Genomic DNA, 16228 nt, shown 5'->3' with positions numbered 1-16228 from the left:
ATTTGAAGCTTAAAGAAATACGGAAAACGGTGCCGGTTGCGGCCACCGGCGTTTTGACTTACAGCACCGGTGGGGCATTTGACATATGATCGCACCATGATCCTCGACTCCGAGACCAAGGCCGTTGAACTGCCGAATGAGCATGGCGACGAGCTTCGATTGTGGCTTCGCCTGCTGACATGCACGACCTTGATCGAGGGTGAGGTGCGCGGCCGGTTGCGCGAGCGGTTCGATGTCACGCTGCCGCGCTTCGACCTGATGGCCCAGCTCGACAAGGCGCCGGAAGGCATGACGCTGTCGGACGTCTCGAAACGGATGATGGTCTCGAACGGCAATGTCACCGGATTAGTCGAGCGCCTGGTCGAATCCGGCCATCTCGACCGGCGCACGTCGGAGTCCGACCGCAGGGTGCAGGTGATCCGGCTGACCAAGGCCGGCCGCGCCGAGTTCCGACGGATGGCGGCGGAGCACGAGACCTGGATCGCCGATATCTTTGCAGAGCTTACGCCGAGGGACGTCCGCGAGTTGATGCGGCTCTTGGCCAAGACCAAGGGGTCGGCGCAGAAATCCGCAAGTCGCCGGGAGGCGTAACGCTGTGGCCGAGATCGACTACGAGGTCGAATATAATAATCGCGCACGGGTTCCTGAAAACCCTTCGCTGATCGCCGGATGGGCGAAAGATTCGGCGGCCTATCGCGAGCAGCATACGCCGCGCGCCATCGTCTATGGTACCGGAGCCCGCCATACGATCGATTTGTTTGCGACCGATGGAGGCGGCCCGATCGTGGTTTTCATTCACGGCGGTTACTGGCAGGCGCTGGATAAATCTTTTTTCAGCCATTGCGCGCGAGGGCTGAACGCGCATGGCGTCAGCGTCGCGGTTCCGAGCTACGATCTTTGTCCCAATGTGACGATCGACGACATCATCGCGCAGATGCGGGCGGCATCGCGCGAGCTGGCGCGTCTCGGACAGCCGCTGGTGATGAGCGGCCATTCCGCGGGCGGCCATCTTGCGGCCTGCATGCTCGCGACCGATTGGGCGGCGGTCGATCCGTCGTTGCCCCGGAATCCCGTGACGGCGGCCTACGCCATTTCGGGCCTGTTCGATCTTGTGCCGCTGGTCGGTACCTCGATCAACACGGCGCTGCATCTTGATCCGGCGGCCGCGCGGGCCGCGAGCCCGTTGTTCTGGAACCCGCTCGCGCAAGGCGATCTGGACGCGGTCGTCGGCGGCAACGAAAGCGCCGAGTATTTCCGGCAAAGCCGCACCATTGTCGAGGCCTGGGGCAAGGCCGGCGTCGCTACCCGGTTCGGCACGGTGGAAGGCGCCAACCATTTCACCGCGATCGCGCCGCTGGCCGATCCCGCTTCTGCGATGGTGACGCGCCTGAAGGAAATGGCCGGACGCTGACCGGCTATGGCGTTTTCGAGCGAAGTGGTTTCCGGTTCGCGTAAAGAAAATGCGTCAAAGCAAAAGACGGAGCTCCGGTTCCGATTCAATCGGAACGAAGCTCTATCGTGCCCAATCCGGCGGCAGCGGCCGCACAAAATAGTTTATTGCCTGAAATTGTTTTAAGCCTAAAATGTTTGCCAGATAGCGCTGCCGGGCGTCCCTGACCCAGGCGAAGAGGAGCGCGCGATGGCCAACGCCGCTAAAATCCAGGCTGACGAATCCCGCGCGACCGGGACCGGTAGCGCCAGCACCCCCGCCGTCCATACCTACACAGCCCATACCCATACTTCCCATGTCGATACGTTCGCGCGGGATCGCCTGCCGCCGCCTGAATTGCAGCCGGAATTCGTGTTCGCACGGCCGGAGCTGCAGTATCCGGAAAGATTGAACTGCGTATCGCATTTTCTCGACCGCTGGGTTGAGGAGGGACACGGCGAGGATCCCTGCCTGTTCGGCGCGGAGATCAGTTTCACCTATCGCCAATTTCAGTACTTGGTGAACCGCATCGCCAATGTGCTGGTCGGCACGTTCGGCCTCGTCACCGGCGGCCGCGTGCTGTTGCGTTCGGCCAACAACCCGATGATGGTCGCGACCTATCTTGCGGTGTTGAAAGCAGGCGGCATCGTGGTTGCGACCATGCCGCTGTTGCGCGCCAAGGAGCTCGCCTATCCGATCCAGAAGGCCGAGATCGCGCTGGCACTATGCGATGGCAAGCTCGCCGACGAAATGGAAAAAGCGAAAGCCATCGCACCGAAACTCCAACGCATCGTCTATTGGGGCACTGGCGATCCCGGCTCGCTGGAGCAGCTTGTATCGGAGGCGAGTCCTGAATTCGCCGCGGTCGATACCGCGTCCGACGATATCTGCCTGATCGCGTTCACGTCGGGAACCACGGGCGAACCCAAGGGCACCATGCATTTCCACCGCGACATGCTCGCGGTGTGCGACGGCTACGCGCGCAACGTGCTCCGCGCAAACCGGACCGATCGCTTCATCGGCTCGGCGCCGCTGGCCTTCACCTTCGGCTTCGGCGGCGTGCTGTTCCCGATGCATATCGGTGCGTCGTTCGTGGTGCTGGAAAAAGCCGGGCCGGACGATCTGCCCGTCGCCATCGAGCGCTACAAGGCGACAGTGTGCTTTACCGCGCCGACATCCTATCGCGCCATGCTCGGCAAGATCGCAGACCACGATCTTTCGTCGCTGCGCAAATGTGTTTCCGCCGGCGAGACCCTGCCGAAGGCAACCTTCGACGCCTGGCTGAAGGCGACCGGCATCAAGCTGATGGACGGCATCGGCTCGACCGAGATGCTGCACATCTTCGTCAGCGCGACCGAGGACCAGATCCGTCCGGGCGCCACCGGAAAGCCGGTGCCCGGCTATGAGGCCAAAATCGTCGACGACGAGGGCAAGGATCTGCCTGCGGGATCGATGGGCCGGCTTGCGGTGCGCGGCCCGACCGGGTGCCGCTATCTCGCCGACGAGCGTCAGCGCAAATATGTGCAGAACGGCTGGAACATCACCGGCGACACCTATGTCATGGATGAGGATGGCTACTTCTGGTACCAGTCGCGGTCCGACGACATGATTGTTTCGGCCGGCTACAACATCGCCGGTCCCGATGTCGAGGCCGCGTTGCTGACCCATCCGGCGGTGGCCGAATGCGGCGTGGTCGGCGCGCCCGACGAGGCGCGCGGCATGGTCGTCAAGGCTTACGTGGTTCTGGCGCCGGGGGCGATCGGCGACGCCATGTTGGCGACGGAGCTGCAAGACCATGTCAAGCGCGAGATCGCGCCTTACAAATATCCGCGCGCGATCGAATTCGTCGCGCAACTGCCGAAGACGGAAACCGGAAAACTGAAGCGGTTTGCGCTGCGGCAGATCGCCCAGGCCAGCGCCGCCTCGGCGTCGGCCGGCATCGCTGCGGAATAGATGTAGTCTATGGAGCATGATCAGGAAAAATGGGCACCGGTTTTCCGAAAAGATTATGCTCAAACAAGAACATGGGCGGCGAGCATGATTCAACTCAGTTGAATCATGCTCTGGCGTTTTCGGGCGAAGTGGATATTGGGTCGCGTGAAGAAAGCGCATCAAGACAGGATGGAGGAAACTGAGCAGTGAGCACGCCAAAGGGGCCGCCCGCGCTCGCCGTGCTGCCGGTTGCGAAGAGCAAGGCCGCGGAGGACAGTCCGCGGATCCTGCAACCGAGCGGCTGGCCGATGCCGAGAGGTTATGCCAACGGCATGGCGGCCGACGGCCGCCTCGTAGTGACCGGCGGCATTATCGGCTGGGACAGCGAGGGCCGTCTGGCCCAGGACTTTGTCGGCCAGGTGCGGCAGACCCTGAGCAATATCTTGGCGATCCTGTCCGAAGGCGGCGCGCGGCCCCAGCATCTCGTGCGCCTCACCTGGTATGTCGTCGACATCGAGGAATATCTGGCGAACCTGAAAACGCTCGGGCAGGTCTATCGCGAGGTTTTCGGCGCGCATTATCCCGCGATGGCGCTGGTCCAGGTCGTGCGTCTCGTTGAAAAGGCGGCGCGGGTCGAGATCGAAGCCACGGCGGTCGTGCCGCGCTGACGGCATCACTTTTTTGAGCCCGGCGGCTCGGCAGCCGGGTTCGTTTTGCTTCCGCGTTGTTAATTCCGGTACGAGCTGTCGACCCGGTCGAGCTTGCGCAGCAGCGCCGGCCACGCCAGTTCGCCGTTCAGATGCGGCCGGTCGGCGCGCGGCTGCATCCGTTCAAACGTGTCTTCCAGCACTTTGGCGGGCGGATAAATCAGCTTGGTGTTGCAGGATAGCGCCATCACCTGGACCTCGCAGGCGCGCTCCATGCGAAACAGCAGGTTGAAGGTCGCAGGCACCGATCGTCCGGCCACCAGCAGGCCGTGGTTGCGCAGGATCATCGCTTCGTGATTGCCGAGATCCCTGACCAGCCGCTCGCGCTCGCCGACGTCGTCGGCGATGCCTTCAAAGTCGTGGTAGGCGATGTGGAGGAAGCGCATCGATGTCTGCGCCAGCGGAAGCAGTCCGCATTCCATCGCCGAGACCGCCATGCCTGCCGGCGTATGCGTGTGCGCCACGCAGTCGACATCGGGCCGGCCCATGTGAATGGCGCTGTGGATCACGAAGCCGGCCACGTTCACGTCGTAATCCGAGGCGTTGAAGAGGGTGTTGCCGTCGAGATCGACCTTGATCAGGTTCGATGCATCGATTTCCTCATAGAGCATCCCGTAGGGATTGATCAGGAACTGGTCGTGCGAGCCGGGCACGCGGCATGAGATGTGGTTGGCGACCATCTCGGTCCAGCCATACATCGCGGTGAGGCGATAGCAGGCGGCGAGATTGACGCGGGCCTCCCATTCCTCGGGGCTCACCTGCTCGCGGACCGATTTGGCGACCTTGATGGCGGGAGAGCTGACGGGAGGGGTCATGGCGGCATTTCCTTGGGTTCGTTTTGTGATTTTGAAGACCCGGTCGACTGCCGTCAGAATACCGGCAACTCCCGTTACACCGCAAGGCGGGCCGGGCCGCGATCCTTGCAAGGCAGCCATCATCGAGGCGCTGCGAAGATGCTGGAGATGCCAACGGGTCGCGTGAATGCGCGCCCGACAATGGCTTTTCCGGTATCGCCGCGAGGCTGTGTTTTCGGGTGGCTTGCGCCGGCGTTATCGCGCTACGGCCAGGCGCAGGAAGCTCATCACGCTTCCGAGCGCGGCGAATCCGGTGCCGAGCGCCAGCGCCAGCGTTGCTCCCTCGCGACCGGCGAGGCTGAAGCACAGCGCCGCCAGTGCGGCGCCGGTGGTCTGCCCGGTCAGACGGGCGGTGGCCACGATGCCGCTGGCGCTTCCGCTGCGGTGCGGCGGCGCGCTGGACATCAGGGCTTTCATGTTGGGGGTCTGAAACAGGCCGAAGCCGATCCCGCAAATCACCATGCGCCAGACGATATTGGCGATGCCGGGGGAGGCGGGAAGCATCGCCAGCAGCGTCATTCCGATCACGAGCAGCGCCAGGCCGAGGCCGCCGAGAATACCGGCGGGGTAGCGGTCGGACAGGCGGCCTCCGATCGGGGCCATGATCGCAACCACCAGAGGCCACGGCGTCATGAAAAAGCCGGTCTCCACCTGCGAGCGCAGCAAGATGTCCTCGAAGTAGAAAGGCAGCGACACGAACGCCAGCCCCTGGACGGAGAACGAACACACGGCGGTGGCGGCGGACAGCGCGAATACCGGCCGCCGGAACAGGTCGATCGGCAGCATCGGCGCCGGATGACCCGCATGCCGGCGAGTCAGAAGCCAGCCCAGCAACAGCGCGGCGACCAGTTCGGCGATCACCAGCAGCGGCGACGCCTTGTGGGCCGCGCTGCCGATCCCGGTAATGAAAAGGCCGAGACAGGCGGCTGCCAGGGCGGCGCCGGGAAAATCGAAGGCATGCACGGCCCGCGGCGTCGACGGCAACGTCTTCAGGCCGATCAGCAGCGCGATCACGCCGAAGGGAAGGTTGATCGCGAACAGCCAGGGCCAGTGTCCGACCGCCAATATGCCGGAGGCGATGGTGGGGCCCAGGGTGAAGGCGGTGGCGACGACCAGCGCGTTATGGCCGAAGCCGCGGCCAAGCATGCGGCTCGGATAGACGAAACGGACCAGCGCCGTGTTCACGCTCATGACGCCGCTGGCGCCCAATCCTTGCAGCACCCGGGCGATCAGCAGGCTGGGCAGCGACCATGCCAGCGCGCAGCCGACCGACGCCAGGGTGAATAGGACGAGCCCGCCGAGATAGATGCGCTGATGACCGACGATTTCGCCGAGCGCGCCGAGCGGCAACAGTGTGGCGACCAGCGCGATCTGGTAGACATTGACCACCCAGACCACGTCCGCCGGGCTGACATGCAAGTCGGTGGCGATGGCAGGCAGCGCAATGTTGGCGATCGCGGTATCCAGCGAAGCCATCGACAGCGCGGTAAAGATCGCCAGGACGGCCCATCGCCTGCGTTCCGCCGGCAAACCATCCATGACCGGCGCGGCGGCGGGTTCCTTCACCGCAATTGTATCCGTTGACATACGCTTGGAACTCTCCAGACCGGTGGCGCTGCGATGGCGTCCCCGCGGCATGTACTACGGTCGAGGTCCGCCCCACAGGCACGCGGTTGCATAATGCGTATGCGACCAAAGTCATAGGAGAAATCGGGGAGGGATTTGGGCCCCGCGTCCGGCCGTCATGCCGCAGAGCCGTTACGCAAGGGGGCCGAGGCCGGCTCGATCAAGGCTGCCTTTCCCGTCCGGTTGCAAACCAACGCCATCCGCGCCATGCCTGTTCAGGGAGGGCCCGGCAATGACCGAAGCAGGCATCAGCGAAATATCCAACGAAGCATCGGCATCGGTTGCCGCCCGCCACGCGGCGACGCTGCAAGCGCTGCCGTTTTCGGACACGCGCGATTTCGAGGAAGCCTCGCGCGGCTTTCTCGGCACGATCGATCACGCGACGATCACATCGGCCGCGGGCAGGGTGGTCTGGAGCCTCGAGCCCTATGGCTTCCTCGCCGATGCGGACGCGCCGGCCACGGTCGACCCGAGCCTGTGGCGGCAGTCGCGCCTCAACATGCATCACGGGTTGTTCGAGGTGCTGCCCGGCGTCTACCAGGTTCGCGGCTTCGACATCGCCAACATGACGCTGATCGAGGGCGATCGCGGCGTGATCGTGGTGGACACGCTGACCTCGATCGAAGGCGCGCGCGCCGCGATCGATCTCTATTTTAGGCATCGCGGCAAGCGGCCCGTGACCGCCGTCATCTTCACCCACACCCATACCGATCATTGGGGCGGTGCGCGCGGCGTGCTCGACGACGAGACGCTGGCGAGCGAAAGCATTCCGATCATCGCGCCCAATCTGTTCATGGAGAATGCGGTTTCGGAAAACATCATCGCCGGTCCCGCGATGCTGCGCCGCGCGCAATACCAGTTCGGGCCGTTCCTGGCGAAAGGGCCGCGCGGCCAGGTCGATTGCGGGCTGGGCAAATCGATGGCGGCGGGCTCGGTCGCGCTGTTGCGCCCGACCGATCTCATCATGGCGACGGGCGACACGCGGGTCATCGACGGACTCGAATTCGAATTCCAGATGGCGCCGAACAGCGAGGCGCCGGCCGAGATGCATTTCTACGTAGGCCGTTACAGGCTGCTGAATCTGGCGGAGAACTGCACGCATAATTTCCACAACCTGCTGCCGTTCCGCGGCGCCGATGTGCGCGACGCGCTGGCCTGGTCGAAATATCTAGGCGAGGCGTTGCAGATATGGGGTGGCAAGGCTGACGCCATGTGCGGCCAGCATCACTGGCCGGTCTGGGGCCGCGAGCGCATCGATACCATGATCCGCGAGCAGCGCGATCTTTACAAGTTCGCGCATGACCAGACCATCCGCCTGATGAATCACGGATTGACCGCAAGCGAGATCGCCGAGACCATCAAGCTGCCGGCCAGCCTCGACGGCGCCTGGCACGCGCGCGGTTATTACGGCCATATCCGCCACAATGTGAAAGCGATCTACCAGAAATATCTCGGCTGGTACGACGCCAACCCGGTCAATCTCGACCCGCTGCCGCCGGTCGAGTCCGGCAGGAAATATGTCGAATATATGGGCGGCGCGGAGGCGATCCTCGGTCGCGCCGCGAAGGATTTTGAGCGGGGCGAATTCCGCTTTGTCGCGCAGGCCGTGAGTCATCTGGTGTTCGCCGAGCCCGGCAACGAGCGCGCCCGCGCGCTGCTCGCCGACACGCTCGAGCAGCTCGGTTACGCCGCCGAGAGCGCGACCTGGCGCAACGCCTATCTGTTCGGCGCCCAGGAATTGCGGCACGGCATGCCGACGGTGCCGCCGCGTCCGCCGATGCCGCGTGAAACGCTGGCCGCCCTGCGCACCGAACAGCTATGGGACGTGCTGGGGATCAGGCTCAACGGCCCCAAGGCCGAAGGCAAGCGCATCGTGCTGAACTGGAGTTTCACCGACACCGGCGAGACCTTCATCCTCAATCTGGAGAATTGCGCGCTGACCTATGTGGCCGGTGCGCAATCGGCTGATGCGGATGCAGGCTTCACCCTGGCGCGCGGCACGTTCGACGAGGTGATCGCGAAACAGACGACCTTCCCGGAAGCGGTCACAAGCGGCAGGATCAAGTTCAGCGGCAATCCGATGCGGCTCGCCGAACTGATGGCGCTGATGGACGAATTCCCGCGCATGTTCGAGATCGTCGAGCCGAAGCAGGCAGTGGTCGCCTAGGTTGGACTCGGCGCATCTTGTCGCGACGAAGCGGCTCGAAATCAAAATGCCTTGTTGATCGTGGCGGTAACTCCTTGGGTAATCACTCTCCCGGAAGAGGTGCCAACCAGCGTCCCGGTAACCGTCGAACCGTTTGTGCCGTTGGGATTGGAAAACGGGCTTGAATAGCCGAGGGCCTGATCGCCCGTCATGGCGAAAGTGTAACTGAAATCCAGGAACCAGGAGGAGTCGAGGAAGTAAGTTGCGCCAATTGTCGCGGCGCCCCCATACACCCAACTGGCACTGGAGAGACTAATCGGATTGCCGGAGACGTCGGTGCGTGCGCCGTTGATATCTGCAAAGCCGATCAAACCGTTCAGGTTGGTTCGCATACGAGATAGCGTCGGACCAACGCCGATGTAGAGAATGCTCTTCTCGAACGACCGGCCAATGAAAGGAATGAAAGCAATCTCATGTGTAATGTTGGTTTGGTAAGATCCGACCAGCGCATTTCCCGTGAACGGGACCGGAGTGGCGCTGCCTGTAGGTGTAAATGATCCCGTTTGGGGCAGGAGAACATTCCGCACAGCGTAGGTTGCTGTCAGATCGCGGTAGGTAAACTTGGCCCCCCATAACCAGTCACTGCCGGAAAAATTTTGGAAATAACCGCCTTGCATCGAAAACGCAAAACCGGACTCTGAATCTATGTGGATGCTGGCGGGACCCGCCGCCGATCCGCTCGAGGTCAACAATCCATTTTGAAAGACATTCGACGTTCCGACGGCATAGACGTCCTGGGTGCCGAAGTCGGATTGATTGTAACTTCCGCCCAGGCCGATGAAGAAGGCGGATCGCGGCACATCCGATCCAGGCGGAGCGATCTGCGCGGCTCGTGCAAGCGGATTCGCCGACTGGGCATTTGCGTCTGGGACGCCACCGGCCGCGGCCAATCCCGCGACAATCACGACGAATGTCAATTTGTTCATATGCGCTCCACGATTGCGAAATATGATTCGTATTCGCAATCGTAGGATCGTGCGAACGAACGGACCTGTTCAAAACAGAACAGTTTGAGAAATGATGCCCGCCGTGGGCACCGCAATATGATCTTCGTCCGCCGGAGATTTTACGGCTGGTCTATTGCCTGCGACGGCGATCTTCGGTTCCGTCGGCCATTATTGGATTTGTGCGGTAACGCCCGTCTGATCAAAGCATCGGTTTTTCGCCGTCTCGCCCCGGTGATTCCGCTGTCCAGTCCTGCGTCGAAAAATTTCCCGCTTTGCCGCCTGGTAGAAACAGCAGTAGGTCGACTCCATCCTGTCCCAACAAAGGGGCGTATCGCGATCGTCACGGATGCGGGACGGGATGCGGTGGACGCGGCAGCATTGGGCGCGTGACGCGATCGCAGGGCGGGTTCCCGTGAGCGGTCGACGGCGCGCAGACGAACGCTGCTATTGCGGACGGTGAAGTCGTGTGGTCCTGACGCCTCGACGCCGGCGTCAAGTTCAGCGGAGGTGAGGTCGGCCCGACCGGGTTCGATTAGCCATTAATCCACTGGATGACGGTGACAAGAAAGCCCGATCACCGGGGAGAGTACGAAATAAGCCGTTAAAACCATCGCGTGCGGGAATGCCGGGTGACCCCGGTGGACTCGTGGTGACTAACTCGTGTGCTTTCTACCTTTGCGCACGAGGCTGCGGGTGCAACGGGCACCCGGCATTCCCCGCGCCCTTTTTAAGGGTCGCTCGCGCCCTTTCTTGAGGCGCGCCACGCCTTTGGGCCGATGGTTCTTGCACAACTCGGGCGCGTTGCGTCGCGGGATTGCGTCTTCGTATGCTTTCTAGCTGTCTGAAAACTGAATCGCCAATGGCGGAATTGCCGGAGACCCGACCCGTTTTCACCTCTCCCTTGGGAGAGGTCGGATCGCATCGGCAGATGCGGTCCGGGTGAGGGGTTGCGATCCATCGAGACCTGAACTCCCGACCCTCTTCCCTCGAAGTTGGATATATCCGACTTCGACAATATGAAATGCCCAACTCGGGTAAACCCGAGTTGGGTGGGAGAGGGAGTTCACTGCCGTTGCCGAAACACCGACGTTTTAATTTTTGCTTCGTAGTCTGGATGCCGCTTGCGCCACGGCGTATTACTCGGCGCTGCTCACCAGCTTGATGCGCGGTTCGGCGATTTCCGTCAGGCCGCGATAGGCGGCGAGATAGTCGAGCGCCATGCGGCGCGCGGTGAAACGCTTTTCGAACTGCTTGCGGATCGCGCCGCGGTCGAGTTCGGAAAGCCGCTTCACGACGCCGACGGCGCTGATCTCGTCCTCGACGATAAAGCCGGTCAGGCCGTCGTCGATGATCTCGGGGACCGAGCCGCGATTATAGGCGATGACGGGCGTGCCGCAGGCCATCGCCTCGATCATGACGAGGCCGAACGGTTCAGGCCAGTCGAGCGGCAGCAGCAGCGCGAGCGCGCCGCTCAGGAAGTCGGATTTCTCGTGATCGCCGATCTCGCCGATATATTCGACCAGCGGATGATCCATCAGCGGACGGATGATCTCGTCGTAATATTCCTGATCGGCGCGGTCGACCTTGGCGGCGATCTTCAGCGGAATGCCGCAGCGGATCGCGATCTTGATGGCGCGGTCCACGCCTTTCTCCGGCGCGATGCGGCCGAGCACCGCCAGATAGCCGGGAGTCACCGGCCGCGGCGTCAGCAGATTTTCCGGCAAGCCATGATGGATGGTGCGGACCCAGTTGGCCTGTGGCACCGGGCGGCGCTGGGCGTTCGAGATCGAAATCACCGGCACGGTGGCGAAGGTCGTGAACACCGGCTGGTGTTCGGGCAGATCCAGCCGGCCATGCAAGGTGGTCACGTATGGCGTCGGCTGCCGGGAGAACAGCGAGAACGGATAATAGTCGAGATGGAAGTGCAGGAAGTCGAATTCCTCGTCGTCGCATTTCCGCCGGACATGCTCCAACAGCACCATATGCAACGCATTGGGGTCGCGGACCGAGCCATCGAGGCGCAGCGCCCTTGGCCATATCGCGTCCAGTTTCGCGGAGGTCTGGGAGTCGCCGCTGGCGAACAGCGTCACGTCGTTTCCCAGTGCGACCAGCTCCTCGGTCAGCCAATGGACCACCCGCTCGGTTCCGCCATAGAGCTTGGGCGGGACGGCCTCCGTCAGGGGAGCAACCTGCGCGATACGCATCTATCTAATCTCCTGTCACGATCGTGAACGAAAAGCCCGTCGTTGCGGTTGGTGCTGGTACACCGGACAGGGAACGTTTCCGCACCTGCGAAGTTCCCATAAGGCGGGCACTTCCTTCAGCAAAGTCACGCTGATGCCATCACACCGATCCGATTTTCGCCGCTGTTACTGCTGCAAGATTGGCGCGCGGTGATGGCGGTATGGTGGGAAATTCAAGGAAGCCTCCGCCGGGCGGTCGAACAAACGCAACGAAACAGAATTTCCCTTTCTTTCCAACGGGTTTGCAGGCACATGGACAGTCTTTCAGGATACGCACATCGTCCTTTTCCGTTTGTGCTGCGCTACCTGCGCATGAGGCCGGCCGCGCACGCGGCCATCCTGACGGCCGTTCTTGCCGCGGTTGCCTGTTCGGTCGGCACGCAATACGGCATCAAGAGCCTGGTCGACGCGTTGTCCGGCGGGCCCTCTCATTCGGGCGACGTATGGCTGGCATTCATTTTACTCATGACGTTGATCGCGTCCGATAATTTCCTGTGGCGGATCGCGAGCTGGATCGCGAGCTTCACCTTTGTCGGCGTCACCGGAGATCTCCGCCGCGACATGTTTCGTCATCTGACCGGGCACGCGCCGAGCTACTTCTCCGACCGGCTGCCGGGCATGCTCACCAGCCGCATCACGGCCACCTCCAATGCGGTGTTCACCGTCGAAAACATGTTCGTCTGGAATGTGCTGCCGCCATGCTTCGCCACCATTGCGGCGATCGCATTGATCGGCAGCGTCAGCCCGGCGATGGCCGGCGGGCTGATCGTTATCGCCGGGATCATGGTGGTCGCGCTGTTCAAGCTGGCGGCCGCGGGCAAGCCGCTGCATGACGATTTCGCCAACAAGGCCGCCGCCGTCGACGGTGAGATGGTCGATGTCATCAACAACATGTCGCTGGTGCGCGCGTTCTGCGGCCTCAATTTCGAGCACGACCGGTTCGACGCCACGGTGGGCCGGGAGTTGATCGCGCGCGGCCGCAGTCTCCGGTACCTCGAAAAACTTCGCCTGGCCCATGCCTTCATTACGGTCGTGCTGATCATCGGCCTGCTGGCCTGGGCGATCACGCTCTGGCAGCGCGGCGCGGCGACGACAGGCGACGTCGTGCTGGTCTGCACGCTGGGAATTTCCATTCTCAGCGCCACGCGGGACCTCGCGGTGGCGCTGGTCGACGTCACCCAGCACGTCGCGCGGCTGACGGAAGCGATCGCGACCCTGCTGCTTCCGCATGAACTGAAGGATCACCCGGAAGCCGAGACCCTGGTCAAAGCGGGCGCGTCGATCGCCTTCAACAATATGTCGTTCCGTTATCCCGGTGGGGTCAAGGTGTTCGACCGCTTCAGCCTTCGCCTGCAAGCCGGCCAAAGGGTCGGGCTGGTCGGACAATCCGGCGGCGGCAAGTCGACGCTGTTCGTGCTGTTGCAGCGGTTCTACGACGTGCAGCAGGGCAGCATCACGATCGACGGCCAGGACATTTCGCGCGTCACGCAGCAAAGCCTGCGCGAGGCGATCTCGGTGGTGCCGCAGGACATCTCGCTGTTCCAGCGCTCGATCATGGAAAACATCCGCTATGGACGGCCGACAGCGACGGACGATGAAGTGCTGCGTGCGGCGATTGCGGCCCGGTGCGATTTCGTCGAGACCTTGCCGGACGGGCTTGCGACCATGGTCGGCGACCGCGGCCTCAAGCTCTCGGGCGGACAGCGGCAGCGCATCGCGATTGCGCGCGCCTTTCTGAAGGATGCGCCGATCCTGCTGCTCGACGAAGCCACCGCCGCGCTCGACAGCGAGTCGGAGGAGGCGATCCGCGAAGCGCTCGGCCGCCTGATGCGCGGCCGCACCGTGGTCGCGATCGCCCACCGGCTGGCGACGCTGCGCAATTTCGACCGGGTGGTGGTGTTGAAAGCCGGCAAGATCATCGAGGACGGTCCGCCGGATCGTCTGATGCAGGGACAGGGCCCGTATCGCGAGTTGGTAACCCGGGAGATGAGCCGCCTTGCGACCCATGCGGCCTGAGTGCCGCGGTAGCGTTTAAGGCCTGGTGCGTTCATCGCAGGTCGGGGAAAAACCGCACGAGGTCAGATGCCAGCCGAAGTCGTAACGCAAATCATGGCGGCCAGATCCGCCGAAGCGGTCGCGGAATCGCCGTTCTACATTCCGATGACCGGGCCTGCGGCGCGGCCGCGGCGCTCGCTCAAGCATGACGACACCTTCATCGTGCTGGACAGTCATGGCGATATCGGCGCCTCGGCCGGCGGTCCGGACGGTCTGTTCAACGCCGATACCCGCTATCTGGCGCGGCTGGAACTCGTGCTCAATGATGTTCAGCCGCTGCTGCTTGGCTCCAACCTGCGCGACGACAATTCCGCGCTGACCGTCGATCTCACCAACCCCGATGTGTACCGTGACGGCCATCTCGTATTGCAAAAGGACATGCTGCACATCGTACGCACGATCTTCCTGTGGCGCGGAACGGCGTATCAGCGCATCGGCATCCAGAATCACGGCGAAAGCCCAGCGAGTTTCGACGTCACGCTGCTGTTCGACAACGACTTCGCCGACCTGTTCGAAGTGCGGGGCGAACGGCGCCCGCGGCGTGGCATCGGCTCCAGCAAGCCGCTCGGCCCGGCCAACGTCACGCTCGAATACAAAGGTCTGGACGACGAGACGCGCATCACGGCGTTGCATTTCGATCCGCGGCCGACGCGCCTTGCGGCGAATGCCGCAGTCTATCATGTCGAGCTGGCGCCGCAGCAGGCAAGCTCGCTGTTCGTCGCCGCATCCTGCAACAAACCCGTGCCGTTCAAGCCCGTGCCGTTCTTCCGCGGGCTGCTGGCGCACCGCCGCGAGATGCGGCAGTCGTCGGCGGGCGCCGCCAGCATCGAAACGTCGAACGACATCTTCAACGAGGTGGTGTGCCAGTCGATGGCCGACCTCAACATGCTGATGACGGACACGCCGCAGGGGCGATATCCCTATGCGGGCATCCCCTGGTATTCGACCACGTTCGGCCGCGACGGCATCATCACCGCGCTGCAGATGTTATGGATCGACCCACGGGTCGCGCGCGGGGTGTTGAGACGGCTGGCGTTCTACCAGGCGAAAGTCGCTGATCCGCTGGCGGACGCCGAGCCCGGCAAGATCCTGCACGAAATGCGCGGCGGCGAAATGGCTTCGCTGCGCGAGGTACCGTTTGCGCAATATTACGGCAGCGTGGATTCAACGCCGCTGTTCGTGCTGCTGGCCGGCCTTTATATCGAGCGCAGCGGCGATGAAGCGACGCTGGCTGAATTGTGGCCGGCGATCGAGGCAGGCTTGCACTGGATCGACGGCGCCGGCGATCCCGATCGCGACGGGTTCGTCGAATATCAGCGCGCCTCCGAAAAAGGGCTCGCCAATCAGGGCTGGAAAGATTCCTACGATGCGATCTTCCATGCCGATGGCCGGCTCGCGGAAGGCTATATCGCGCTCGCGGAAGTGCAGGGGTATGTCTTCGCCGCCAAGCAGTTGGCGGCGCGTTGCGCCCTGCATCTGGGCAAGACCGCAATGGCACGAAAGCTCGAAACCGAGGCGGAGCAGTTGGCGCGGCGCTTCGAGGATGCGTTCTGGTGCGAGGAACTCGGCACCTACGCGCTTGCGCTCGACGGTGCCAAACAGCCTTGCAAGGTTCGCACCTCGAACGCCGGGCAGTTGTTGTTTACCGGCATTGTGCGCGAAGACCGCGCCCGCAGGGTCGCCGCCGATCTGATGCAGGCGCATTTCTTCACCGGCTGGGGCATCCGCACCGTGGCGCGCGGCGAAGCGCGCTATAATCCGATGTCCTATCACGATGGATCGATCTGGCCGCACGACAATGCGCTGATCGCGCTCGGGCTTGCGCGCTACGGGCTGAAGCATTCGGTCGGGCAGGTGTTCAAGGGCCTGTTCGATGCCGCGACCTACATGGATTTGCGGCGGCTTCCCGAACTGTTCTGCGGCTTCAGGCGTGAGAAGCAGCGCGGCCCGACGCTTTATCCTGTCGCCTGCGCGCCGCAGGCCTGGGCAAGCGCGACGCCGTTCACACTGCTGGAAGCGGCGCTTGGCCTCGAATTCGACGTGCAGCGCGGCGAAATCCGTCTGCGCAATCCGCGGTTGCCGGCTTTCCTCGATGAAGTGGTGCTGCGCGATCTACAACTCGGTCATTCAAGCGTCGATCTCCGCATTCGCCGTCATGGCGATGATGTGTCGATGGAGGTGTTGCGCACCCGCGGCCAGATTCAGGTGTCGATCGTGCTGGCCCATTAG

11 protein-coding genes are annotated in these 16228 nt (G+C 63.0%); 7 read left to right on the top strand and 4 right to left on the bottom strand.

Annotated features, from left to right (window positions below; genetic code table 11):
* The first annotated feature begins 96 nt into the window (after positions 1-96).
* From HB630_RS07880 to HB630_RS07865, 4 genes are all read left to right on the top strand, one after another.
* On the top strand, positions 97-591 hold the full coding sequence (locus HB630_RS07880; protein ID WP_213771494.1) for a MarR family transcriptional regulator: 495 nt from the start codon (positions 97-99) through the stop codon (positions 589-591).
* Positions 592-595: 4 nt separating this feature from the next.
* Positions 596-1411, top strand: a complete 816-nt coding sequence (locus HB630_RS07875) for an alpha/beta fold hydrolase (protein ID WP_213771492.1) — start codon at positions 596-598, stop codon at positions 1409-1411.
* Between the two features lie 228 nt (positions 1412-1639).
* Positions 1640-3382, top strand: a complete 1743-nt coding sequence (locus HB630_RS07870; RefSeq protein ID WP_213771490.1) for a benzoate-CoA ligase family protein — start codon at positions 1640-1642, stop codon at positions 3380-3382.
* Between the two features lie 287 nt (positions 3383-3669).
* Positions 3670-4029, top strand: coding sequence for a RidA family protein (locus HB630_RS07865; RefSeq protein WP_218626062.1), 360 nt, complete (start codon positions 3670-3672; stop codon positions 4027-4029).
* Between the two features lie 59 nt (positions 4030-4088).
* Here the strand turns inward: HB630_RS07865 and HB630_RS07860 are convergent, their stop codons facing one another.
* Together HB630_RS07860 and HB630_RS07855 are read right to left on the bottom strand one after the other, a co-directional pair.
* Entirely contained in the window at positions 4089-4883 is a 795-nt protein-coding gene (locus HB630_RS07860; RefSeq protein WP_213771486.1) for a class II aldolase/adducin family protein, read from the bottom strand.
* 234 nt (positions 4884-5117) lie between these two features.
* Positions 5118-6509, bottom strand: a complete 1392-nt coding sequence (locus HB630_RS07855) for an MFS transporter (RefSeq protein WP_213771484.1) — start codon at positions 6507-6509, stop codon at positions 5118-5120.
* 271 nt (positions 6510-6780) lie between these two features.
* Between HB630_RS07855 and HB630_RS07850 the strand changes: the two genes are divergently transcribed.
* On the top strand, positions 6781-8715 hold the full coding sequence (locus tag HB630_RS07850; RefSeq protein WP_213771482.1) for an alkyl sulfatase dimerization domain-containing protein: 1935 nt from the start codon (positions 6781-6783) through the stop codon (positions 8713-8715).
* A 41-nt stretch (positions 8716-8756) separates the two neighbouring features.
* On the opposite strand, the gene HB630_RS07845 is transcribed toward HB630_RS07850, so the two are convergent.
* Together HB630_RS07845 and HB630_RS07840 are read right to left on the bottom strand one after the other, a co-directional pair.
* Positions 8757-9680 (bottom strand): hypothetical protein, encoded by a 924-nt coding sequence (locus HB630_RS07845; RefSeq protein ID WP_213771480.1) that lies wholly within the window; start codon positions 9678-9680, stop codon positions 8757-8759.
* Between the two features lie 1157 nt (positions 9681-10837).
* Positions 10838-11905 (bottom strand): glycosyltransferase family 4 protein, encoded by a 1068-nt coding sequence (locus HB630_RS07840; protein WP_213771479.1) that lies wholly within the window; start codon positions 11903-11905, stop codon positions 10838-10840.
* A 291-nt stretch (positions 11906-12196) separates the two neighbouring features.
* Here HB630_RS07840 and HB630_RS07835 point away from each other — a divergent pair, with 291 nt between their 5' ends.
* Both HB630_RS07835 and HB630_RS07830 read left to right on the top strand, forming a co-directional pair.
* Complete coding sequence (locus HB630_RS07835) at positions 12197-13960, top strand: ABC transporter ATP-binding protein (protein ID WP_213771478.1); 1764 nt, start codon at positions 12197-12199, stop codon at positions 13958-13960.
* A 66-nt stretch (positions 13961-14026) separates the two neighbouring features.
* A complete protein-coding gene (locus HB630_RS07830) occupies positions 14027-16228 on the top strand; it encodes an amylo-alpha-1,6-glucosidase (RefSeq protein ID WP_213771477.1) in 2202 nt (733 codons plus the stop codon).

It is taken from the genome of Bradyrhizobium sp. dw_78 (assembly GCF_018449525.1).
Lineage (GTDB): Bacteria > Pseudomonadota > Alphaproteobacteria > Rhizobiales > Xanthobacteraceae > Bradyrhizobium.
Note: the sequence above shows the minus strand (reverse complement) of the source record. Positions and strands in the feature narration are given on the sequence as shown.

Excerpts from the sequence above, each read along its gene's own strand:
- HB630_RS07880 (WP_213771494.1), top strand. The coding sequence starts at position 97 with ATGATCCTCGACTCCGAGACCAAGGCCGTTGAACTGCCGAATGAGCAT.
- HB630_RS07860 (WP_213771486.1), bottom strand. The coding sequence starts at position 4,883 with ATGACCCCTCCCGTCAGCTCTCCCGCCATCAAGGTCGCCAAATCGGTC.
- HB630_RS07830 (WP_213771477.1), top strand. The coding sequence starts at position 14,027 with ATGCCAGCCGAAGTCGTAACGCAAATCATGGCGGCCAGATCCGCCGAA.
- HB630_RS07850 (WP_213771482.1), top strand. The coding sequence starts at position 6,781 with ATGACCGAAGCAGGCATCAGCGAAATATCCAACGAAGCATCGGCATCG.
- HB630_RS07870 (WP_213771490.1), top strand. The coding sequence starts at position 1,640 with ATGGCCAACGCCGCTAAAATCCAGGCTGACGAATCCCGCGCGACCGGG.
- HB630_RS07835 (WP_213771478.1), top strand. The coding sequence starts at position 12,197 with ATGGACAGTCTTTCAGGATACGCACATCGTCCTTTTCCGTTTGTGCTG.
- HB630_RS07865 (WP_218626062.1), top strand. The coding sequence starts at position 3,670 with ATGCCGAGAGGTTATGCCAACGGCATGGCGGCCGACGGCCGCCTCGTA.
- HB630_RS07855 (WP_213771484.1), bottom strand. The coding sequence starts at position 6,509 with ATGTCAACGGATACAATTGCGGTGAAGGAACCCGCCGCCGCGCCGGTC.
- HB630_RS07845 (WP_213771480.1), bottom strand. The coding sequence starts at position 9,680 with ATGAACAAATTGACATTCGTCGTGATTGTCGCGGGATTGGCCGCGGCC.
- HB630_RS07840 (WP_213771479.1), bottom strand. The coding sequence starts at position 11,905 with ATGCGTATCGCGCAGGTTGCTCCCCTGACGGAGGCCGTCCCGCCCAAG.